Annotated in this window: 24 protein-coding genes; 8 read left to right on the top strand and 16 right to left on the bottom strand. The window is 62.1% G+C overall.

Annotated elements, in window-relative coordinates; all coding sequences use genetic code 11:
- Nucleotides 1-134: 134 nt before the first annotated feature.
- From ahcY to FJ986_RS28000, 6 genes are all read right to left on the bottom strand, one after another.
- Nucleotides 135-1,535, bottom strand: a complete 1,401-nt coding sequence (ahcY, locus tag FJ986_RS28030) for an adenosylhomocysteinase (protein ID WP_140517752.1) — start codon at nt 1,533-1,535, stop codon at nt 135-137.
- A gap of 173 nt (nt 1,536-1,708) precedes the next feature.
- Nucleotides 1,709-2,005, bottom strand: a complete 297-nt coding sequence (locus FJ986_RS28025; RefSeq protein WP_140491179.1) for an HPr family phosphocarrier protein — start codon at nt 2,003-2,005, stop codon at nt 1,709-1,711.
- Nucleotides 2,002-2,403 (bottom strand): PTS sugar transporter subunit IIA, encoded by a 402-nt coding sequence (locus FJ986_RS28020; RefSeq protein ID WP_140628767.1) that lies wholly within the window; start codon nt 2,401-2,403, stop codon nt 2,002-2,004. Before FJ986_RS28020 ends, FJ986_RS28025 begins: the two co-directional genes overlap by 4 nt.
- Before the next feature lie 163 nt (nt 2,404-2,566).
- Entirely contained in the window at nt 2,567-3,013 is a 447-nt protein-coding gene (locus FJ986_RS28010; RefSeq protein WP_140524428.1) for an HPr kinase/phosphorylase, read from the bottom strand.
- Between the two features lie 210 nt (nt 3,014-3,223).
- A complete protein-coding gene (locus tag FJ986_RS28005) occupies nt 3,224-5,008 on the bottom strand; it encodes a sensor histidine kinase (RefSeq protein ID WP_140676543.1) in 1,785 nt (594 codons plus the stop codon).
- Between the two features lie 143 nt (nt 5,009-5,151).
- Complete coding sequence (locus FJ986_RS28000; RefSeq protein ID WP_010912942.1) at nt 5,152-5,853, bottom strand: response regulator transcription factor; 702 nt, start codon at nt 5,851-5,853, stop codon at nt 5,152-5,154.
- A gap of 343 nt (nt 5,854-6,196) precedes the next feature.
- Here FJ986_RS28000 and FJ986_RS27995 point away from each other — a divergent pair, with 343 nt between their 5' ends.
- From FJ986_RS27995 to FJ986_RS27980, 4 genes are all read left to right on the top strand, one after another.
- On the top strand, nt 6,197-7,807 hold the full coding sequence (locus FJ986_RS27995) for a phosphoenolpyruvate carboxykinase (protein ID WP_140563523.1): 1,611 nt from the start codon (nt 6,197-6,199) through the stop codon (nt 7,805-7,807).
- A gap of 84 nt (nt 7,808-7,891) precedes the next feature.
- Nucleotides 7,892-8,329: an alternative ribosome rescue aminoacyl-tRNA hydrolase ArfB gene (gene arfB, locus FJ986_RS27990; protein WP_140491189.1), complete on the top strand. Its 438-nt coding sequence runs from the start codon at nt 7,892-7,894 to the stop codon at nt 8,327-8,329.
- Nucleotides 8,330-8,418: 89 nt separating this feature from the next.
- Nucleotides 8,419-8,892, top strand: coding sequence for a peptidoglycan-binding protein LysM (gene lysM, locus FJ986_RS27985; RefSeq protein ID WP_140491191.1), 474 nt, complete (start codon nt 8,419-8,421; stop codon nt 8,890-8,892).
- A 103-nt stretch (nt 8,893-8,995) separates the two neighbouring features.
- Nucleotides 8,996-9,613, top strand: coding sequence for an alpha-ketoglutarate-dependent dioxygenase AlkB (locus FJ986_RS27980; protein WP_140524103.1), 618 nt, complete (start codon nt 8,996-8,998; stop codon nt 9,611-9,613).
- Here the strand turns inward: FJ986_RS27980 and FJ986_RS27975 are convergent.
- The 10 genes from FJ986_RS27975 to hisB form a co-directional block, all read right to left on the bottom strand.
- The gene (locus tag FJ986_RS27975; protein WP_140676540.1) at nt 9,607-11,199 is read right to left on the bottom strand and encodes a hypothetical protein; all 1,593 of its coding nucleotides are present in this window, start codon (nt 11,197-11,199) and stop codon (nt 9,607-9,609) included. The two genes, FJ986_RS27980 and FJ986_RS27975, sit on opposite strands and share 7 nt — an antisense overlap.
- 143 nt (nt 11,200-11,342) lie before the next feature.
- Nucleotides 11,343-12,302 (bottom strand): type I pantothenate kinase, encoded by a 960-nt coding sequence (gene coaA, locus FJ986_RS27970; RefSeq protein ID WP_140491197.1) that lies wholly within the window; start codon nt 12,300-12,302, stop codon nt 11,343-11,345.
- A gap of 23 nt (nt 12,303-12,325) precedes the next feature.
- Nucleotides 12,326-12,649, bottom strand: coding sequence for a phosphoribosyl-ATP diphosphatase (locus FJ986_RS27965; protein WP_140582992.1), 324 nt, complete (start codon nt 12,647-12,649; stop codon nt 12,326-12,328).
- 33 nt (nt 12,650-12,682) lie between these two features.
- Nucleotides 12,683-13,477: an imidazole glycerol phosphate synthase subunit HisF gene (hisF, locus tag FJ986_RS27960; protein ID WP_181170860.1), complete on the bottom strand. Its 795-nt coding sequence runs from the start codon at nt 13,475-13,477 to the stop codon at nt 12,683-12,685.
- Nucleotides 13,474-14,310, bottom strand: coding sequence for an arginase family protein (locus FJ986_RS27955; RefSeq protein WP_140561765.1), 837 nt, complete (start codon nt 14,308-14,310; stop codon nt 13,474-13,476). Before FJ986_RS27955 ends, hisF begins: the two co-directional genes overlap by 4 nt.
- Nucleotides 14,307-15,056, bottom strand: a complete 750-nt coding sequence (hisA, locus tag FJ986_RS27950) for a 1-(5-phosphoribosyl)-5-[(5-phosphoribosylamino)methylideneamino]imidazole-4-carboxamide isomerase (protein WP_140676537.1) — start codon at nt 15,054-15,056, stop codon at nt 14,307-14,309. The genes FJ986_RS27955 and hisA overlap by 4 nt, the downstream gene beginning before the upstream one ends.
- Nucleotides 15,057-15,060: 4 nt before the next feature.
- Nucleotides 15,061-15,351, bottom strand: coding sequence for a DUF1330 domain-containing protein (locus FJ986_RS27945; protein WP_140524112.1), 291 nt, complete (start codon nt 15,349-15,351; stop codon nt 15,061-15,063).
- Between the two features lie 6 nt (nt 15,352-15,357).
- Nucleotides 15,358-16,008 (bottom strand): imidazole glycerol phosphate synthase subunit HisH, encoded by a 651-nt coding sequence (hisH, locus tag FJ986_RS27940; protein WP_140491209.1) that lies wholly within the window; start codon nt 16,006-16,008, stop codon nt 15,358-15,360.
- A gap of 1 nt (nt 16,009) precedes the next feature.
- Entirely contained in the window at nt 16,010-16,486 is a 477-nt protein-coding gene (locus FJ986_RS27935; protein WP_140524116.1) for a DUF2628 domain-containing protein, read from the bottom strand.
- A 3-nt stretch (nt 16,487-16,489) separates the two neighbouring features.
- Nucleotides 16,490-17,089, bottom strand: coding sequence for an imidazoleglycerol-phosphate dehydratase HisB (gene hisB, locus FJ986_RS27930; RefSeq protein WP_140625509.1), 600 nt, complete (start codon nt 17,087-17,089; stop codon nt 16,490-16,492).
- A gap of 213 nt (nt 17,090-17,302) precedes the next feature.
- Here hisB and hslV point away from each other — a divergent pair, with 213 nt between their 5' ends.
- From hslV to hslU, 4 genes are all read left to right on the top strand, one after another.
- Complete coding sequence (gene hslV, locus FJ986_RS27925; RefSeq protein ID WP_140582985.1) at nt 17,303-17,854, top strand: ATP-dependent protease subunit HslV; 552 nt, start codon at nt 17,303-17,305, stop codon at nt 17,852-17,854.
- 74 nt (nt 17,855-17,928) lie between these two features.
- Complete coding sequence (locus tag FJ986_RS27920; protein ID WP_140676534.1) at nt 17,929-18,462, top strand: GNAT family N-acetyltransferase; 534 nt, start codon at nt 17,929-17,931, stop codon at nt 18,460-18,462.
- 3 nt (nt 18,463-18,465) lie between these two features.
- Nucleotides 18,466-19,065 carry a DUF2585 domain-containing protein gene (locus FJ986_RS27915; RefSeq protein ID WP_140517739.1) on the top strand — a complete coding sequence of 200 codons (600 nt, stop codon included), beginning with the start codon at nt 18,466-18,468 and terminating at the stop codon, nt 19,063-19,065.
- A gap of 4 nt (nt 19,066-19,069) precedes the next feature.
- Nucleotides 19,070-20,380 (top strand): ATP-dependent protease ATPase subunit HslU, encoded by a 1,311-nt coding sequence (hslU, locus tag FJ986_RS27910; RefSeq protein ID WP_140676531.1) that lies wholly within the window; start codon nt 19,070-19,072, stop codon nt 20,378-20,380.
- The last annotated feature ends 158 nt before the right edge of the window (nt 20,381-20,538 follow it).

Here is a 20,538-nt window from a genome sequence, read left to right as displayed (position 1 = left end):
TCCTCGTCCCCGGACCGCGAATCACAACAATAGCGCCTGCTGGAATCGGCGTGAAGAATCATTCGGCGCAAAAATAAAGCCGGGCGAAAAGTCAATCGCCCGGCGTCAATATCTGGTAGTAAATTCAGCTTTGGTTAATAGCGGTAGTGTTCCGGCTTGAACGGACCCTGCGGGGTCACGCCGATATAGGCTGCCTGTTCGCCCGACAGTTCGGTCAGGCGAGCGCCGAGCTTGTCGAGATGCAGGCGCGCGACCTTCTCGTCGAGATGCTTGGGCAGCACGTAGACCTGGTTCTGGTACTGCTCGCCCTTGGTGAACAGCTCGATCTGCGCCAGCACCTGGTTGGTGAAGGACGCCGACATGACGAAGCTTGGATGGCCGGTGGCGTTGCCGAGGTTGAGCAGGCGGCCTTCCGACAGCAAGATCATGCGCTTGCCATCGGGGAAGGTGATCATGTCGACCTGAGGCTTGACGTTGGTCCATTTCAGGTTGCGCAGCGATGCCACCTGGATCTCGTTGTCGAAGTGACCGATGTTGCCGACGATCACCATGTCCTTCATCGAACGCATGTGGTCGAGGGTGACGACATCCTTGTTGCCGGTGGTGGTGATGACGATGTCGGCGGTGGGTGCGGCATCTTCGAGCGTGACGACCTCGAAGCCGTCCATCGCCGCCTGCAGGGCGCAGATCGGATCGACCTCGGTGACCTTGACGCGGGCGCCGGCGCCCTTCAGCGAGGCGGACGAGCCCTTGCCGACGTCGCCATAGCCGCAGACGACGGCGACCTTGCCGGCCATCATGGTGTCGGTGCCGCGGCGGATGCCGTCGACCAGCGATTCCTTACAGCCATATTTGTTGTCGAATTTCGACTTGGTGACGGAGTCGTTGACATTGATGGCCGGGAAAGGCAGCAAGCCCTTCTTCTGCAGCTGGTAGAGCCTGTTGACGCCGGTGGTCGTCTCTTCGGTGACGCCCCGGATCGCTTCCTTCTGCTTGGTGAAGAAGCCGGGCGAAGCCTTCATGCGCTTCTTGACCTGCGCATAGAAATATTCCTCCTCCTCGCTGTGCGGATTGGACAGCACGTCCTCGCCGGCCTCGGCGCGCGCGCCGATCAGGATGTACATGGTGGCGTCGCCGCCATCATCGAGGATCATGTTGGAGGTGCCGCCGTCGGCCCACTGGAAAATCCTGTCGGTGTAGTCCCAGTACTGCTCAAGCGTCTCGCCCTTGACGGCGAAGACCGGGATGCCGGCCTCGGCGATGGCAGCAGCCGCATGGTCCTGGGTCGAGAAGATGTTGCAGGAAGCCCAGCGTATATCGGCACCGAGCGCCTTCAGCGTCTCGATCAACACCGCGGTCTGGATGGTCATGTGCAGCGAGCCGGTGATGCGCGCGCCCTTGAGCGGCTTCTTGGAGCCGAATTCCTCGCGGCAGGCCATCAGGCCCGGCATTTCGGTTTCGGCGATCTCGATTTCCTTGCGGCCCCAGCCGGCAAGCGAGATGTCGGCGACCACATAGTCCTTGCTACCCGTCATGGCAGTGCTCCGATGCGAATTGTTACGCTATTGAATTGTTTGCGGATGCGCCCGCGCCGGCAGGCGCGTCGAAGGGCGCGAATTGCCCGCCTGACTAGCAGATCGGCGTCAAGACGACAATGGGATATAAAGAAATCTTTATCCCTGCATGTCTTTCATGCGAAGGTAAGGGATCAGCATTCCTCGCCGAAGCGGGACGCCACCAGCTGCTCCAGCGCATTCATGACCTCAAGCGCTTCGGGACCGCTGGCGGTGACGCGAATCGAATAACCCGGACTTGCAGCCAGCATCATCAGACCCATGATCGAGGTGCCGCCGACCTTGACGCCGTCCTTCTCGACATGGACCGACGCGTTGTAGCCGCTGGCGAGCTGTACGAACTTGGCCGAGGCGCGCGCGTGCAGGCCGCGCTGGTTGACGATCGGAAATTCGCGGACGATCTGGTCCTTTTCCGACGACATCGTGCTCATTTGCTGCTCAGGAGCTGGCTGGCGACATTGATGTATTTGCGCCCCGCCGCCTGCGCCTCGTCGAGGGCCGCTGCCATGTTGTCGCTCTTGCGGATCGAGGAGAGCTTGATCAGCATCGGCAAATTCATGCCGGCGATCACCTCGGTGCGGCCGGACTCCATCACGGAAATGGCAAGGTTCGAAGGCGTGCCGCCGAACATGTCGGTCAACACGATCACGCCCGCCCCGGTGTCGACACGGGCAACGGCGTCGACGATGTCGCGCCGGCGCTGCTCCATATCGTCGTCAGCCCCGATCGCCACGGTTTCGAAATTGTCTTGTGGCCCGACGACATGTTCCACGGCATGTCGGAACTCGGTGGCCAGTTGACCGTGCGTTACAAGCACGAGTCCGATCATTCTTTGGTGGCTCCCGTCATCGCCGCTTCACAGGCGCATTTTATGCTCGCCAGCCATTCCAGGCGGCGGGAGCGCTATCTTGTCGACGTGCGGCTCGTTGACAAGCCCAAAATTGCGCCGGCCCATGCCATTTTGACGCATTGCAGCAAAAAACCCGGTCGCATCATAGAAAAGGCGCGATCGACAGATGCGCCATCACGGCGGGCAAGGCAGCGGCAATATTGCGTTCCGCAACGTCAATCCGCGGCACCAGGCAGCCGGCGATGGTGTCGTCGGCATCCTCCTGAAAGCGTGCCACTTCGCCGGCCGGCAAAAGCCTGACATGCAGATCGATGACGGCACCCGCTTCAAACGGCACGGATCGCGGACCGAGCCCGGGCACCTCGACCAGGCCCTCGATCGCGGCGGGCGCGCGGCACACCAGCCGTCCCGCATGTGCCATGACGAAAAGCTGGTCGTCGCCGACGAGCCGTGAGAACAAGCCTCGCGGGTGGCAATGGTCAATGAGCGCCAGCGCCAGCGTCGTCTTGCCCGAACCGGATGCGCCGCTGACGAGAACGCCGCGCTCGCCGATCAGGATGGCCGTTGCGTGGATGTTTTCAGGCTGCATGAGCGTGCCCGCTTGTGTATTTCGGAAATCCTGATCCAACGCCGTCATCCCGAGGATCTGCAGGTCTTCCAATAGTGTTCGCACCATAGCCACGCTGTGCGGCGGATCCACGGGACAAGCCCGAGGATGACGGCCGTAAGGCCGCGATATCCGGGATCATTTTTGCATGAGGCATGATCTGATCCGAAAACCGGTTCCCACTTTTCGGGATCATACTTCGGCCGGCAGCGTAACCACGAAGCGGGCGCCCTTGATCTCGCCTGGCTTGGTGCCGGGGATGTTCTCGGCGGTCAGCGTGCCGCCATGGGCCTCGACGATCTGCCTGGATATCGACAGGCCAAGGCCTGAATTCTGGCCGAACGCCTCGCCGGCGGGCCGGTCGGTGTAGAAACGTTCGAAGATGCGGTCGATGTTGTCGGCGCGGATGCCGGGACCATTGTCATCGACGGTGAGGATGTTGAACTTGCCGGTGCGCGCCAGCGACAGGATGATGTGGCCGCGCTCCTCTGGCACGAAGGAGCGGGCGTTCTCGATCAGGTTGGTGATGACCTGGCCGATGCGCAGGTCGTGGCCTACGACGAAATAGCCCTTGACGCCCTGCGGCAGCTTGGCGACCCTGAGCTCGATCTCGACCGCCTTCTTGTTGCGCGTCGTTTCACGCGAGACGGCGACGAGGTCGGTGATGAACTTCTTCAGGTCCACGGTCCCCGCGTCATCCCGCGCCAGCTCGGCGTCGAGACGGGAGGCATCCGAAATGTCGGTGATGAGGCGGTCCAGCCGCCTGACGTCGTGCTGGATGATCTCCATCAGCCGGCTGCGCGAATTGTCGTTCTTGGCCAGCGGCAAGGTCTCCACCGCGCTGCGCAGCGAGGTCAGCGGGTTCTTCAATTCATGGGAAACATCGGCGGCGAAGCTCTCGATCGCCTCGATGCGGGCATAGAGCGCGTTCGTCATGTCGCGCACGGCAATCGACAAATTGCCGATCTCGTCCTGACGGTCGGAGAAATCAGGAATTTCCTCGCGGCTCTTGACGCCGCGCCGTACCCGCACGGCCGCCGCCGACAGCCGGCGCAGCGGATTGGCGATGGTGGAGGCCAGAAGCATCGACAGGATGGCGGTGACGAGCGCCGCGATGCCAAAGACGCGCAGGATCGCCTTGCGTTCGGCGGCGACGATCTTGTCGATGTCGCCGCCTTCGGTCGACAGCATCAACACGCCGAGAACGGCGCGGAAGCGCTGGATCGGCACCGCGACGGAAACGATCTGCTCGCCCTGTTCGCTGATCCGGACGATGGTCGACGGGCTGCCGGTCAGCGCCTTGACCACTTCCGGGAAGGCGGCGCCATTGCCGCCCGGCTGCTCGTGATAGACCGGCAGATCGGTGTTGCGGAAGAAGTCGAAGATGAACTTCTGGATGCGTTCGACAAGGTCGGGCTCTTCCTCGTCGACCGGGGGCAGATCGTACCGAAGGATCTGCCCGCGCGAATAGAGATGGCGCGAATCGAGCAGCAAATTGGCGTCGCGGTCGTAGATGCGGGCGCGGGTGCGGGTCGGCGAGATCAGCCGGCGCAGCACCGGGGCGACGCGCTCGGGATTGATCGGGAAATCTAGATTGTCGAGCTGGTCGGAGCCCGGTCCCAGGCTTTCGCCGGCCTGCAGCTCAAGCAGCTTTTCCGGATCGATGCTGATCGAATCGGTCTCGACCGTCGCCGAGGCGGCGATCGCGCCGGCGATGATCTCGCCCTGGGTCATCAGGCTTTCGACGCGGGCGTCGATCAGCCCGTCGCGGAAGGTGTTGAGATAGAGAATGCCGGTGACCAGGACTGCGAGGCCGGCGAGATTGAGGAAGAGGATACGCCGCGTCAGGCTGGAAAAGATGTGATGGCCGAGGAAGCGGCGCATGGGCACGGTGAGCTTCGACAGGAACGCGGGCATGATGCGCGCCGGCCGCCTTGCAACGCCCGCCGATCTGCTCCGCTGTGCTTCCACTGCCATCGAACAGCAGTTCCCTGCTTAGTATTAGTGAGTAGCGGGTAGCGAATAGAGAAATGGTTGGCTGAGATCGCGGCGATGCACGGGTGGCCGCTCGCACCATTCAAAACTGACTACCGACTATTCTCTATTGCCTACCCGCCTATTCACGCCTCGCGGAACCGGTATCCGACTCCGTAAAGGGTTTCGATCATCTCGAAGTCGTCGTCGACGGCCTTGAACTTCTTGCGCAGCCGCTTGATGTGGCTGTCGATGGTACGGTCGTCAACATAGACCTGCTCATCATAAGCCGAATCCATCAGCGCATCACGACTTTTTACGACGCCGGGGCGCTGTGCCAGCGAATGCAGGATCAGGAATTCGGTGACGGTGAGCGTCACCGGTTCGCCTTTCCAGGTGCAGGTGTGGCGTTCCTGGTCCATGACGAGCTGGCCGCGCTCGAGCGAGCGCGCCTGCTGGCTGGGCGCTTTTGCCGCGGCCTCACGGGCGCTGGCACGACGCAACACCGCGCGCACCCGCTCGACCAGCAAACGCTGCGAGAAGGGTTTGCGGATGAAGTCGTCGGCGCCCATCTTGAGGCCGAACAGCTCGTCGATCTCGTCGTCCTTGGAGGTCAGGAAGATGACCGGCAGGTCGGATTTCTGGCGCATCCGGCGCAAGAGTTCCATGCCGTCCATGCGCGGCATCTTGATGTCGAGGATGGCGAGATTCGGCGGGCGCGCCGCCAGGCCTTCCAGCGCGGACGCACCATCCGTGTAGGTTTCGACGCGATAGCCTTCCGATTCGAGGGCGATCGACACCGAGGTCAGAATGTTGCGGTCGTCATCGACAAGCGCGATTGTTGCCATTTCAAGCGGCTCCCTCATGAGCTGTCCCTTCTTTGGTAGAGAAGGGGCTTTTGCAGGACAAATTAGGTACAAAATGTGGCATAGGCCTTCGCCGCTGTCACGGGCGGCATGCCGGCGGCCACGATCGCACCTCGATATGGATTGGACGAACCAGCGCCGCCAATCCTTTGGGCAACCACGAAACTTTTTGCACATATAAACGATTTAAACAACTTTCAAAATATTTAAATCGATTAATGATTTGATATCATTCGGCTTTTCTGGTTCTGACCATCTAAGCTCGCGTAGTGGGCGTGCCGGAAAGGCGCCGGCAAAGATGCGGCAAATCGGAGAAGGGTCACCCATGTCGGAAGTCGGCAAACGCAATCCTGCCTGCGCGATCGATCGTATCGGTCTCAGAACCTCTGGCCTGGTGCGCTACAATTTCGGGGCGCCCGCCCTCTACGAGGAATCAATCAGGCGCGGCGAAGCGCGGCTGACCGCACATGGCGCGCTGGTCGCCGAAACAGGCCAGCACACCGGCCGTTCGCCCAAGGACAAGTTCGTCGTCCGCGACGGCGCCACCGAGAATGACATCTGGTGGGACAACAACAAGGCGATCTCGCCGGACCAGTTCGAGACGCTGCTCGAAGAGTTCCGGGCGCACGCCGCGGACAAGGATCTCTACGTGCAGGACCTTGTCGGCGGCGCAGACCATGAGCTGAAGCTGCCCACCAGGGTCATCACCGAGTTTGCCTGGCATTCGCTGTTCATCCGCAACCTGCTGATCCGTCCGGAAGCTGCGGAGCTCGACCATTTCGTGCCCGAGATGACGATCATCGACCTGCCCTCCTTCCGCGCCGACCCCGCCCGCCACGGCACCCGCACCGAAACCGTGATCGCCGTCGACCTCACCCGCAAGATCGTCCTGATCGGCGGCACTTCCTATGCCGGCGAGATGAAGAAATCGGTATTCACAATGCTGAACTACCTGCTGCCGGCCAAGGGCGTGATGCCGATGCACTGCTCGGCCAATGAGGGCGCTGGCGGCGACGCCGCGATTTTCTTCGGCCTGTCGGGCACCGGCAAGACGACGCTGTCGGCCGATCCGTCGCGCACGCTGATCGGCGACGACGAGCACGGCTGGGGGCCGCACGGCATCTTCAATTTCGAAGGCGGCTGCTATGCCAAGACCATCAAGCTGTCGGCGGAAGCGGAGCCTGAGATTTTCGCCACCACGCAGCGCTTCGGCACGGTGCTGGAGAACGTCGTTCTCGACGCCCATGGCGTGCCGGATTTCGACGACAGCCGGCTCACCGAGAACACGCGCTGCGCCTATCCGCTCGACTTCATACCCAATGCCAGCAAGACGGGGCGCGCCGACCATCCCCGGAACATCATCATGCTGACCGCCGACGCTTTCGGCGTGATGCCGCCGATCGCACGACTGACCCCGGCGCAGGCGATGTATCATTTCCTGTCCGGCTACACGGCCAAGGTGGCCGGAACGGAGAAGGGCGTGACCGAGCCCGAAGCGACGTTCTCGACCTGTTTCGGCGCGCCGTTCATGCCGCGCCATCCCTCGGAATATGGCAATCTGCTGCGCGAGCTGATCGCGCAGCACGGTGCCGATTGCTGGCTGGTCAACACCGGCTGGACTGGCGGCGCCTACGGCACAGGCAGGCGGATGCCGATCAAGGCGACGCGCGCGCTGCTTGCCGCGGCACTCGACGGCTCTCTGAAGACGACCGGTTTCCGCACCGACGCCAATTTCGGTTTCGAGGTGCCGGTGGCGGTGCCGGGCGTCGACGCCGCCATCCTCGACCCGCGATCGACCTGGGCCGACAAATCGGCCTATGACCGGCAAGCGGCAAGGCTGGTCGGCATGTTCGCCGTCAATTTCGAGAAGTTCGAAAGCCATGTCGACGCCTCCGTCCTCGGCGCGGCGCCGCACATGCGGGAAGCGGCGGAATAATCGTCCGCCAGGCTCAGCCATCCTCGCAAGGCCCGGTCCCGATCGGGCCTTTTCTTTTTTCGTGCGCCGCGCCATGACTGCGGCATGACGAGCGACGATACAATCATCATTGCCGACGATGCCGTGATCCATCCGGGTGATCTGCACGAGGATTTCATCCGCTCCTCCGGCCCCGGCGGGCAGAACGTCAACAAGGTGGCGACGGCGGTGCAGCTGCGCTTCGATGCACGCAACGCACCCGGCCTGTCGGAGCGCGTGCGCGAACGCACGATCAGGCTTGCCGGCCAGCGCGCCACCAAGGACGGCGTCATCGTCATCGAGGCCGGACGCTTCCGCACGCAGGAGCAGAACCGGGCGGATGCACGGGCGCGGCTGACGGCGCTGGTCGCCAAGGCGGCCGAGCCGCCACCGCCGCCGCGCAAGAAGACGAGACCGTCGAAAGGCGCGGTCGAACGGCGGCTGAAGAGCAAGGCCGGACGCGGCACCATCAAGAAACTGCGCGGCCGGGTAGAGAACGATTAAGCAACACACCAATCGCGCGCGTGAACCCGCTTTCAATTTCGCTTTGCAGATGCAAGGTTTACTCATTGCCACAGCAAGGAGACCTGGAGATGGGTATGTTCGATTTCGTCAAGAGCGTCGGCAAAAAGCTCGGCATAGGCGGTGACGAGGAAGCGGCACCCAGCGCCGATACGCTCAAGAAAGAACTCGATTCGCACAAGCTCGGTACCGACGGCGTGCAGGTCGTCGTCCAGGGCGACACGGCGGTGCTGAAGGGCGTGGTCAAGGACCAGTCGGTTTTCGAAAAGGCGGTCATCGCCGTCGGCAACACGCTAGGCGTCTCCAAGGTGCAGGCGGACGAGTTGCAGGTCGCGCCGGCCTCCGGTTCGGCGGCGGCCGCGGCCAAGGAACCGACCTTCTACACCGTCCAGAAGGGCGACAATCTCTGGAAGATCGCCGAGAAAAGCTATGGCAAGGGCAAGGGCGCCAAGAACACGGTCATCTTCGAGGCCAACAAGCCGATGCTGACCCATCCCGACAAGATCTATCCGGGGCAGGTCCTGCGCATTCCAGACCTCACCTGATCAAGGGAGACGCGAATTTTTCGGGAACGGCGGCTTTCGGGTCGCCGTTTTCATTTTCAGATGGCATGCTCGAACCGACGAAACGGAGCTAGCGACCGACCTCATGCTCGTTCTGCCCAAGGGCGTCCGCCACATGCCGGCCTATCTGTCCCGCGACGTGCAGGAGGCGCTGGTGGAGGATGTGAGAGGCATCGTCCAGCAGGCGCCGCTATTCGTGCCGGCCATGCCGCGCACCGGCAAGGAAATGAGCGTGCGCATGACCAATTGCGGCCCGCTCGGCTGGGTCACCGACAAGGAACGCGGCTATCGCTACCAGCCGACGCACCCCGTGACAGGGACGCCGTGGCCGCCGATCCCGGATGTGCTGATGCGGTTGTGGCGAGAGGTCTCGGCCTACCCGCATCCGCCGCAGGCATGCCTGGTCAATTTCTACGCGCCGGATGCGAAGATGGGTCTGCATCAGGACCGCGACGAGGAGGATTTCTCAGCACCCGTCGTCTCGGTCTCGCTGGGCGACGACTGCCTGTTCAGGGTCGGCCAGACGACGCGCGAGGGGGCGACCCGGTCGTTCCGGCTGAAGAGCGGCGACGTCGTCGTGCTCGGCGGCGAAGGACGCCTCTGCTTTCACGGCGTCGACCGCATCTACCCCTCGACCTCGGCGCTGCTGAAAAATGGCGGCAGGATCAATCTGACGCTGCGGCGGGTGACGAGGGGTCAGTGAGCACTGCTGCGCCGCGCATAGACCTCGATGTAGTCTCCTAGCGCGATCTCTTCGTAATTGCTCATCAAGGCCTGGAAGTCAGCGTTCTGACGCATCCAGGTAGTCCATATTGGAGGATAATTCGCCGCCAACGACAACACGGATTTCTTCTTGTCCAAGCGATCGACAAGGATGATGTCCGGCTTGTTGTCGCGGATCAAGGAGTTGACATAAAGCGTATAGTTGTCGAGGTCGTGCCGCGCTATTCGTTCGTCTTCGCCGTGATAGTTGCCTTTCATCAAACCCCAAAGCGCATGGGCGCCAACCCAATCATGAGCGTAGGCTGAAAGCCAACGGCCATTGACCATCCTCGCCAGCGGATTCCCGACGGAAAGATCCGAACTGACCTGAACAATGGACGGCGAGGAGTATCGGGCCCTGATTGCATCGACCAGGCTCTTTTCCGGCATCTGGTAAAACTGGTGGTGCGTTACCGTGAGAGCGACAACCACAGCAAAGGCGGCGCTAGAATGAAGTCTCGCATTGGCGCGCTCCGAGGCCGCTTCTTCTCCTGAAAGCGCGAGCACTTTTTGCCGTCGCGATGCAACAGCCAACAGCATCGCGACCAGCAACGCAAGCTGATACGGATACTGGTGATTGGGCCAATATTTGCCAAGATATGCCATTGAGACAAAGAAGCCTGCGCCACTTGTTACCGCAATTGCCACATCACTTCGCCAAGCAGATTTCCGCATCTGGAAGGCTATAAAAACGACGAACACCGCAAAGGTCGGCAGCGCCAACAGAATATTTATGTTGGCCCGCAGACTGACATAGTAGCGCATCAGCAAAGGCAAGAATGTATCAAGAAATTCTGGGAACCATATTCGCACGCTGGCGAGATACCCCGTGCAGATCGCGCCTATGACGATATTCTCAACAGTCAGGCAGGCCAGAAGCGACCGCCTTCGCCAGGCGATGACAAGATAAGGCAGTGCGATGCCAAGTGCCCAGTGGGGCTTAACGAGCAGCAACACGCTTGCCGCCAGCCCAACGGTGAATGCAAGTGCAAATGGTATATGCTGGCCTGGACTATCGTTGGAACGCCACATCATCAGGAACAGCATCGGCATGAACAGCATCATACCGATATGCTCGCGTTGTCCGAAAATATTCCCTGGCATGATCAGAAGCAGAACCGCGAGCATGGGATAGACCCACTGGGTTCTGAGATCGACAAAGATCCTGCCTTTCTCGATCACAAGGGCCGACAACAAAATCGAAACGACGAAGATAAGATAGATGAAATATTCGATCGCCAATTCCGGCGAAATTCCCAACCTATGGGACAACCACACTGGTCCGATATACAGAGCGACCGAAAAAGGCGGGTTGGTTTCTAAAATGTCGACATAGAGTTTCTGACCAGAAAAAATCTTCTCGCAGATAATGATTATCCAACTCACATCGGTGTTGTCACCCGCTGTCCAAGGCATGAAAAAGGAGATCACGACGACCAGTCCAACGAGCGAGAATTGCCGCAGACTGCCGATACGGTACTGGGATGCGACCATCGCATCGAACGTTCTTGCGCCCGACAAGCTCATATGATTGCCTCTAAAAGGACGAGCCTCCGCAAAAGATTAAAGGTCATGATCGAAACTGGGACAGAGGCATAGCTGCTTGCGATCCCATTAAGATTGCATCGGAAACTAGCTCGGATAGCCTAAAGTGCCGTTAATCGCGCCAGCTAAAGCTTGCGCAGCGCCACTTCCTCGACCAGGTGGTCGGCGCCTTTGCGTAGGATCAAGTCGGCGCGGGCGCGTGTCGGCAGGATGTTTTCGCGCAGGTTCTTCAGGTTGATGTTGGTCCACAGGCCTTCGGCAATCGCCCGTGCCGAATCCTCCGACAGTTGCGAATAGCGATGGAAGAACGATTCCGGATTGCGGAAAGCGGTCTCGCGCAGCCGCATGAAGCGGGAAATGTACCATTCGTGGATCAGCTTCTCGTCGGCATCGATGTAGATGGCGAAGTCGAAGAAGTCGGACAGGAAAGGCACGATCTTGCCGTCCTGCGGCAGCTTGCCCGGCTGCAGCACATTGATGCCCTCGAAGATCAGGATGTCGGGCCGGTCGATGGTGACGAACTCGCCGGGGATGACGTCATAGGTGAGGTGCGAATAGACCGGCGCGCGGATATCTGGCAGCGCCGACTTGATGCCCGAGAGGAAGCGCAGCAGCGCGCCGACGTCGTAGCTGTCGGGAAAGCCCTTGCGCTCCATCAGGTTTTCGCGGCGCAGTACCTCGTTGGGCAGCAGGAAACCGTCGGTGGTGATGAGATCGACCTTGGGGCTGGACGGCCAGCGCGCGAGCAGCTCCTTCAGCACGCGCGCCGTGGTCGATTTGCCGACCGCGACCGAACCGGCGATGCCGATGATGAAGGGCGTCTTGACCACGTCCGAGGCGTTGAAGAAAGCCTGGCGCTGCCGGAACAGCAGCTGGCTGGCCTCGACATGCGCCGACAGAAGCCGCGACAGCGACAGATAGATGCGCTTGACCTCTTCGAGATCGATTGGATCGTTCAGCGAACGCAGGCGGCGGAATTCATCCTCGCTCAGCGTCAGCGGCGTGTCGGCGCGGAATTGCGACCATTGCTCGGCCGAGAAAAAGCGAAAGGGGGAATATTTCTCGGTCGGTGCGAGCTGATCCATCGAGATTCCTGCCCTCCTCGCGGTCAGCGCTTGGACCGTGACGCCTTCTCGGCGATACCCGAACGCCCGGTGCGGCTTTCGAGCTCCCTAAGCACGTCGTCCAACGGCACACCCGAAATGCCGAGGACGACGAGCCAATGATATATAAGATCGGCACTTTCCGAAACGAGCGCCTGTTTGTCACTCTTGATGGCGGCAATCACCGTCTCGACCGCCTCTTCGCCGAGCTTCTGCGCCGCCTTCTCGATGCCGCGCGCGTAAAGCTTGGCGGTCCACGAGTCCGGATCGCCGGAATGGGCGCGTTCGCTGACGATTGTCTCCAGGTCGGAGAGTGAAAACTCAGTCATGGCGCCTTGGCCCTGTTTCTTAGCCGCAAGCCTCTAGGGCCGATCGCCCGAGGAGTCCAGCCGCATCGGCAGGCCGGCTTGCGCCATATGGGCCTTGGCCTCGGCGATCGTATAGGTGCCGAAATGGAAGATGGAGGCCGCCAGCACGGCACCTGCATGACCGTCGCGAATGCCTTCGACCATATGGTCGAGCGTGCCGACACCGCCCGAAGCGATCACCGGGGCGCGCACCGCGTCCGATACCGCGCGGGTCAGCGCGATGTCGTAACCGGCCTTGGTGCCGTCGCGGTCCATCGAGGTCAACAGGATCTCGCCGGCACCGCGATCGACCATTTTCCGGGCGAATTCGATCGCATCCATGCCGGTTTTTTCCCGTCCGCCGTGGGTGAATATCTCCCAGCGGTCGGCCTCGCTGGCGCCCGACACTTTCTTGGCGTCGATGGCGACGACGATGCACTGGTTGCCGAACTTGTCGGCGGCCTCGGCGACGAAATCCGGGTTCTTGACCGCCGCCGTGTTGATCGACACCTTGTCGGCGCCGGCCAGGAGCAATTTCCTGATATCGGCGACCTGGCGTACGCCGCCGCCGACGGTGAGCGGCATGAAACATTGCTCGGCCGTGCGGGCGACGACATCGAAGATGGTCTCGCGATTGTCCGATGACGCGGTGATGTCGAGGAAGCAAAGCTCGTCGGCGCCGGCCGCGTCATAGGCCTTGGCGGCCTCGACCGGGTCGCCGGCATCGACGAGATCGACGAAGTTGACGCCCTTGACGACGCGGCCGCCCTTGACGTCGAGACAGGGGATGACGCGGGCTTTCAGCATCAGCGGCCTTCTATCGTGGCTATGAGATCGTTGAGCAGCTGCCCGACCAGCGGCGGCACATCGGCCTGCGCATCGAAAGCCGGATCGTAGGCGGAAACGGTGATGCCGACGATCGGCACCGCAAGCGCCATAGCGCAGGTCGCGTCGCGCAATTGTTCCGGGTTCGGCCCGCCCGGCGCTACATAGCGGTTGGCCTGCAGCGCCTCAGGGTCGTGCACGTCGAGATCGAGATGCAAGTGCACGCGTTTAGCGCCGGCGGCCTTGAGTTTTTCGGTTGCCGCTGCCGCTCCCGGACATTCCGTGCGGATCACCGGCAATGCCTCCAGAAGCTGTTTCTCGTCCGGGTCGAGATCGCGAGCGTTGACGAGCACGCAGCGCGACGGATCGATCGGCTGGAAGCCGGGAATTGCCGCCGCCATCGGGCGCCAGCACAGGCCAAGCACGGTGGCCAGCGCCATGCCGTCGAGAAAGCCATATGTGGATGTCTCGGGCGTGTTGAGGTCGCCATGCTGGTCGGCCCAGATGATCGCGTCCGCGCCCTCGCCGGCGACGGCGCCGGCTGATGTCAGGCAGTTTCCGGCGAGCACGATGGGAAAGCGTCCCCTGTCGCGGGCGATGCGGACCTCGCCAGAGACGGCGTTGCAGACGGCGAAGCCGGTGGCGATCTCGCGTTCCTGAATCTCGCCGACCCTGCCGATATCCTCGACCGCGACATCGTGGCCGGCCATGGTCAGGGCTTCGACCAGTCCGCCCGCAATCAGCGCGTCCGGCCCCTGCCCCATGCCGCCATGATAATGGCCGCTGTCATAGGAGGCCAGGATGATCGAGACTTTCAAGATCGCATCTCCACCGGGGGCGCGCCTTTCAGGATCGCCAATGCTTCGGCCGGATCGATGCGGCCGTCGTAAAGGGCGCGGCCGGAGATCGCGCCTTCGAGCTTTTGCGCGTCGGGCATGGTCATGCGCACGATGTCGGCGATCGAGGCGAGGCCTCCAGAGGCGATGACCGGGATCGACACGGCGTCGGCGAGGCTGATCGTGGCATCCCAGTTGATGCCGGTCAGCACGCCATCGCGGTCGATGTCGGTGTAGATGATGGCGGCGACGCCGGCGCCCTCGAATTTCCTGGCCAGTTCGACGACGCCAAGGCTCGACGCCTGGGCCCAGCCCTCGACCGCCACCTTGCCGCCCTTGGCGTCGATGCCGACGGCGACCCTGCCCGGAAAGGCCTTGCAGGCCTGCCTGACCAGGTCCGGATCGCGCACGGCCACCGTGCCGAGGATGACACGGGCCAGTCCGCGGTCGAGCCAGTCCTCGATCTGCTCGAGCGTGCGGATGCCGCCGCCGAGCTGCACCGGGTTCTTGGTCGCCTTGAGGATGGCGCCGACCGCGGCGCTGTTGACGCTCTGACCCTGGAAGGCGCCATTGAGGTCGACGACATGCAGCCATTCGAAGCCCTGCTCTTCAAATGCCTTTGCCTGGGCGGCCGGGTCGTCGTTGTAGATGGTCGCGGTCGCCATGTCGCCGTGCCTGAGGCGCACGCACTGGCCGTCCTTGAGGTCGATTGCCGGAAACAGGATCATTTTCTCAGGCGCCTTCGACAATGACAAAATGGCCGGTCGAGGCGGCAAGCCGGAATTTCGAGGCCTGCTGATATTCCGGCGAATGATAGCATTCGACCGCCCTGGCGTAGGATTCGAACTCGACCAAGACGTGGCGGTTGCCGGTTGGCCCTTCCGGGCTCTCGTGGCGTCCCGCCCGCACGACGAATTTCGCGCCGTACTTGGCGAAGGCAACGGCATTCGCCTCGATATACCGCTTGTACAGATCGGGATCGCGAACATCGATCATCGCCATCCAATAGCCCTTCTTGCTCATGGCTCCTCAAGGCCTCCAGCGCAGGAAATTGGTGATCAGGGCGAGGCCCAGCGCCTGGCTCTTCTCTGGGTGGAACTGCGTGCCGACGAGATTGTCGCGGGCGACGGTCGCCGTTACCGGGCCGCCATAGTCGGCGATCGCCAGCACCTCGTCGGGCTTGCGCGCATCGAGATGATAGGAATGGACGAAATAGGCGTGCAGGCCGGTTGGCCCGGTTGGAACGCCGGAGAACAGCGGATGCTTGCGCATCAGCTCGATCGTGTTCCAGCCGATCTGCGGGATCTTGAGTGCCGGATCGGCCGGCGTGATCTCCTTCACGTCACCTGATATCCAGCCAAAGCCATCGGTGATCGTCTTTTCGAGGCCGCGCTGCGACATCAGCTGCATGCCGACGCAGATGCCGAGGAAAGGACGCCCCTTGGCGATGGCGACTTCCTCGACAGCTTCCCACATGCCGGGGACGGCACGCAGGCCGGCCGCGCAATCGGCATAGGCGCCGACGCCGGGCAGCACGATGCGGTCGGCCGTGCGCACCCGCTCGGCGTCGGCGGTCAGGTCGATGCCGGCGGCGATGCCCGCCTCGCGCGCCGCGCGCTCGAAGGCCTTGGTGGCCGAGCGCAAATTGCCCGAGCCGTAATCGATGATCGCAACGCGCATGTCAGCGCCTTCCCGGAATGTGGGTCAGCCCCAACGCCATGCCCGGCTGCGCCGGGCGCGCCAGGGCGGCGTCCGGCACCATGCGCGGCACAGGCTCGGCTCCATCCGCATGCCGCTCGGCCTCCAGGGCAAAGCGCGCATCGGCATCGTCGAGCCAACCGGCTTCGACCACCCCCCATTCACGCCAGCCGCGGCGGCGGAGCGCCGCGATGCGCAGCGCCTGCCCTTCCAAGCCGACATAGAGCGAGACAAGCAGGGACAGCAGCGAACCAGCCAACCCGAGACCGAGCCTTTCGCCAAGCATCGAAAGCACCGCCATGACAATGAAGGTGAGTGCCGCTTCGATCCACAGCCGATGCCAGGCGAACCACAGCGGCGGCACCAGCAGGCCGAGCCAGGTGAAGCCGTCGCGGACAAGCGCCGTCGCATCTGCCTTTTCGCCAGGGCCCGGCGGTTCCATCACCACATAGCTGGCCATGACCTATCCCTTCAACGATCCCTTGGTGGAGGGAACCGCGTCCGGCTGGCGCGGATCGCGCTCCAGTGCTGTCCGCAGCGCACGCGCCACCGCCTTGAAGCAGGTTTCGGCAATGTGGTGGTTGTTGGCGCCATAGTGATTGGTGACATGCAGCGTGATGCCGGCGTTCTGTGCCAGCGCCTGGAAGAACTCGCGCACGAGTTCGGTGTCGAAGGTGCCGATCTTGGGCGAGGAAAACGAAACGTTCCACACCAGGAAGGGACGGCCGGAGACATCGATTGCCGCGCGCGTCAGCGTCTCGTCCATGGCAAGATCGATCGAGGCATAGCGCATGATGCCGCGCCGCTCGCCCAGCGCCTTGGCCAGCGCCTGGCCGAGCGCGATGCCGGTGTCCTCGACCGTGTGGTGGTCGTCTATGTGCAGGTCGCCCGTGGCCCGAACGGTCATGTCGATCAGCGAATGGCGCGCAAGCTGGTCGAGCATATGATCGAAGAAGCCGACGCCGGTCACGATGTCCGATTTGCCGGAGCCGTCGACATGGACCGACACGGCAATGTCGGTTTCCCTGGTCTTGCGGCTGATTTCGGCGGAACGGGGCGACATGGCCTTGTCCTTGTCCGTGAGTTTAAGCGCTTCAGGCGTTCGCCTGCTTGAAAACGAAAGCCTTCTAGCAGCATGATCCGGCGATTGCCAGTTGCCATCCGGGTCGGTATCGAGCGTTTGCAATCACCGCCCCCATGCATACATATGGGCCGATCAAAGTCACTCGTACTGCGCCAATCGCCTTTTGAGGGATGGCGCGAATCGGAGCAGCAAATGTCCAATGAACTGACCATGCACGCCACGACTATCGTGACGGTGCGCAAGGGCAACAAGGTGGTGATCGCCGGCGATGGCCAGGTCAGCCTTGGCCAGACCATCATGAAGGGCAACGCGAGAAAGGTGCGCCGCATCGGCAAGGATGGCAACGTGATCGCCGGTTTCGCCGGTGCCACGGCGGACGCCTTCACGCTTCTGGAGCGGCTCGAAGCCAAGCTCGAACAATATCCCGACCAGTTGACGCGCGCCTGCGTCGAACTCGCCAAGGACTGGCGCACCGACCGCTATCTGCGCCGGCTGGAAGCGATGATGCTGGTGGCCGACAAGTCGGTCTCGCTGGCGCTGACCGGCACCGGCGACGTGCTCGAGCCCGAGCATGGCGTCATGGCCATCGGTTCAGGCGGCAACTATGCGCTGGCTGCGGCCCGCGCCTTGATGGACACAGACAAGGATGCCGAGGAGATCGCGCGCAAGGCGATGCAGATCGCCTCCGACATCTGCGTCTACACCAACAACAATTTCGTCGTCGAAACACTCGATGCCGCCTGAAACAGGCCGGCGTCCATGATCCCGATCCGAAAGACCGCGCAAGCGAAAAATGGAGGCCGGCTTCGGAGAAGATCATGGAAAGACACGAACATAGCTACGATTTTCGGCCGGTGACCCAGAAGGACCTGCCGATGATCGCCGGCTGGCTCGCCGAACCGCATGTCGCTCAATGGTGGGACGATCCAGAGACGGAAATCGCCGAGATTCGCGATCATATCGATTCAATTTCCGTCGAGCCGCTGATCGTGGAACTCGACGGCACGCCTATCGCTTACCTGCAAAGCTACGATCCACACCTGGAAGAAGACCACCCTTATGCCGACCAGCCGTTCGGGACGCTCGGCATCGACCTGTCGATCGGCCGGCCGGAACTGGTCGGCATCGGCCATGGCTCGGCGATGGTGCGCCAGTTCGTCGAGCAGTTGTTCGAGGAAGGCGTGCCGCGCGTCATCATCGATCCCGACCCATCCAATGGCCGCGCCATCCGCGCCTATGAAAAGGCGGGATTCCGCGCAATTGATCGCCGGCAATCCAGATATGGCGACGTCTTGCTGATGGCAATCGATGCGCACGACACGCAAGCGGACAACGGGGAAGCGGGGAATTAACGGATGAACGCAGTTGGCGAGGACAGCACGCTCTCGGCCTATGAAGACAGCTGGCGGATGGGGCTTCTGCTCGTGCTCGCCCTAGTCATTTTCCAGGCCGGAGCCCTCTATGGCATGGGGCATCCGCCGATCTGCACCTGCGGCTATGTCAAGCTCTGGCACGGCGTGGTGAACAGTTCCGAGAATTCCCAGCATATATCGGACTGGTACACGTTCTCGCACATCATCCACGGCTTCCTGTTCTATGCGCTGGCCAGGTTCCTGTTTCCGCGTTCGCCGGTTGGCTTGCGGCTGGCTTTCGCCGTCTTCATAGAAGGCGGCTGGGAGCTGATCGAGAACAGCCCGTTCATCATAGAGCGCTACCGCGCCGGCACCATCTCGCTCGACTATTACGGCGACAGCATCATCAATTCGGTGTCGGACACGCTGGCCATGGTGCTGGGATTTGTGATGGCGCGAAGGCTACCTATATGGGTGATCGTCAGCCTCGCCATCCTTTTCGAACTGGGTACGGGCTACCTTATCCGGGACAATCTGACACTCAACGTGATCATGCTGCTGCATCCGTTCGAGGCCATCAAGCAGTGGCAAAGTGGAATTTAGTGATATGAGCACATTTTCTCCCCGCGAAATCGTTTCGGAACTCGACCGCTTCATCATTGGCCAGAAAGACGCCAAGCGTGCCGTGGCCATCGCCTTGCGCAACCGCTGGCGCCGCCAGCAGCTGGAAGGCCAGATGCGCGAAGAGGTGATGCCGAAGAACATTCTCATGATCGGGCCGACCGGCGTCGGCAAGACCGAAATCTCGCGCCGCCTGGCGCGGCTGGCCGGTGCGCCCTTCGTCAAGGTCGAGGCAACCAAATTCACCGAGGTCGGCTATGTCGGCCGCGATGTCGAGCAGATCGTGCGCGACCTCGTCGAGGTCGCCATCGGCCTGGTGCGCGAGAAGATGCGTGAGGACGTCAAGGCGCGCGCCCATGTCAACGCCGAGGAACGCGTGCTGGAGGCGCTGGTCGGCAAGACTGCCAGCCCTGCGACGCGCGATTCTTTCCGCAAGAAGCTGCGCGAGGGCGAACTCGACGACAAGGAGATCGAGATCGAAGTGTCCGACACCGGCAATGGCGGCATGCCCGGCTTCGAGATTCCCGGCATGCCGGGCGCCAATATCGGCGTGCTCAATATCAACGACATGCTGTCCAAGGCAATGGGCGGCAAGAAGACCAAATTGCGCAAGACGACGGTGAAGGAATCCTACGACCTGCTGGTCAACGACGAGTCCGACAAGCTGCTCGACCAGGACGAGGTGGTTCGCCGGGCGCTGGACGCCGCGGAAAATGACGGCATCGTCTTCCTCGACGAGATCGACAAGATTGCGGCCCGGTCGGACATCTCCGGCGGCCCTTCGCGCGAAGGCGTGCAGCGCGACTTGCTGCCGCTGGTCGAAGGCACCACGGTGGCGACCAAATATGGGCCGTTGAAGACGGATCACATCCTGTTCATCGCATCGGGTGCGTTCCACGTCTCGAAGCCGTCCGACCTTTTGCCAGAGCTGCAGGGCCGCCTGCCGATCCGCGTCGAATTGCGCGCGCTGGAGAAAGAGGACTTCGTCCGCATCCTGACCGAGACGGAAGCGAGCCTCATCAAGCAGTATATCGCGCTGATGAAGACCGAAGGCGTCGACCTGAACTTCACCGACGACGCCATCGATTCGCTGGCCGGCATCGCCGTCGACCTCAACGCCAGCGTCGAGAACATCGGCGCGAGGCGTTTGCAGACGGTGATGGAGCGCGTGCTGGACGAGATCTCCTACGACGCGCCGGACCGCAACGGCACTGCGGTGACCATCGACGCCGCCTATGTGGAGAAACATGTCGGCGACTTGTCGAGGAACACCGATCTGTCGCGCTTCATTCTTTGAGCAGGCGCGCGCCGGATCGTTCCGGCGCCTGTCGGGCGAATGGATCATGTGTGGCCGGATGGTATCATTCGGCCACCTTTCGTTCTGCCGAGCGCAGGGCCGCTCTCGACTCGACCAGGAGCTTTACCTAGTTTGCGCGGCAATTCTCTAGGCGGCGG

It is taken from the genome of Mesorhizobium sp. B1-1-1 (assembly GCF_006442955.1).
In the GTDB taxonomy this organism is placed as follows: domain Bacteria; phylum Pseudomonadota; class Alphaproteobacteria; order Rhizobiales; family Rhizobiaceae; genus Mesorhizobium.
This window is presented reverse-complemented; position numbering and strand designations above follow the sequence as displayed.

Coding starts and splice junctions, on each gene's coding strand:
- FJ986_RS27920 (WP_140676534.1), top strand. CDS start 17,929: ATGGAAAGACACGAACATAGCTACGATTTTCGGCCGGTGACCCAGAAG.
- FJ986_RS28010 (WP_140524428.1), bottom strand. CDS start 3,013: ATGCAGCCTGAAAACATCCACGCAACGGCCATCCTGATCGGCGAGCGC.
- FJ986_RS28025 (WP_140491179.1), bottom strand. CDS start 2,005: ATGAGCACGATGTCGTCGGAAAAGGACCAGATCGTCCGCGAATTTCCG.
- hslV (WP_140582985.1), top strand. CDS start 17,303: ATGTCCAATGAACTGACCATGCACGCCACGACTATCGTGACGGTGCGC.
- FJ986_RS27945 (WP_140524112.1), bottom strand. CDS start 15,351: ATGAGCAAGAAGGGCTATTGGATGGCGATGATCGATGTTCGCGATCCC.
- FJ986_RS27915 (WP_140517739.1), top strand. CDS start 18,466: ATGAACGCAGTTGGCGAGGACAGCACGCTCTCGGCCTATGAAGACAGC.
- lysM (WP_140491191.1), top strand. CDS start 8,419: ATGGGTATGTTCGATTTCGTCAAGAGCGTCGGCAAAAAGCTCGGCATA.
- FJ986_RS27995 (WP_140563523.1), top strand. CDS start 6,197: ATGTCGGAAGTCGGCAAACGCAATCCTGCCTGCGCGATCGATCGTATC.
- ahcY (WP_140517752.1), bottom strand. CDS start 1,535: ATGACGGGTAGCAAGGACTATGTGGTCGCCGACATCTCGCTTGCCGGC.
- FJ986_RS28005 (WP_140676543.1), bottom strand. CDS start 5,008: ATGGCAGTGGAAGCACAGCGGAGCAGATCGGCGGGCGTTGCAAGGCGG.
- hisH (WP_140491209.1), bottom strand. CDS start 16,008: ATGCGCGTTGCGATCATCGATTACGGCTCGGGCAATTTGCGCTCGGCC.
- FJ986_RS27975 (WP_140676540.1), bottom strand. CDS start 11,199: ATGAGCTTGTCGGGCGCAAGAACGTTCGATGCGATGGTCGCATCCCAG.
- FJ986_RS27965 (WP_140582992.1), bottom strand. CDS start 12,649: ATGACTGAGTTTTCACTCTCCGACCTGGAGACAATCGTCAGCGAACGC.
- hslU (WP_140676531.1), top strand. CDS start 19,070: ATGAGCACATTTTCTCCCCGCGAAATCGTTTCGGAACTCGACCGCTTC.
- FJ986_RS28000 (WP_010912942.1), bottom strand. CDS start 5,853: ATGGCAACAATCGCGCTTGTCGATGACGACCGCAACATTCTGACCTCG.
- FJ986_RS27980 (WP_140524103.1), top strand. CDS start 8,996: ATGCTCGTTCTGCCCAAGGGCGTCCGCCACATGCCGGCCTATCTGTCC.
- FJ986_RS28020 (WP_140628767.1), bottom strand. CDS start 2,403: ATGATCGGACTCGTGCTTGTAACGCACGGTCAACTGGCCACCGAGTTC.
- FJ986_RS27935 (WP_140524116.1), bottom strand. CDS start 16,486: ATGGCCAGCTATGTGGTGATGGAACCGCCGGGCCCTGGCGAAAAGGCA.
- coaA (WP_140491197.1), bottom strand. CDS start 12,302: ATGGATCAGCTCGCACCGACCGAGAAATATTCCCCCTTTCGCTTTTTC.
- hisA (WP_140676537.1), bottom strand. CDS start 15,056: ATGATCCTGTTTCCGGCAATCGACCTCAAGGACGGCCAGTGCGTGCGC.
- arfB (WP_140491189.1), top strand. CDS start 7,892: ATGACGAGCGACGATACAATCATCATTGCCGACGATGCCGTGATCCAT.
- hisB (WP_140625509.1), bottom strand. CDS start 17,089: ATGTCGCCCCGTTCCGCCGAAATCAGCCGCAAGACCAGGGAAACCGAC.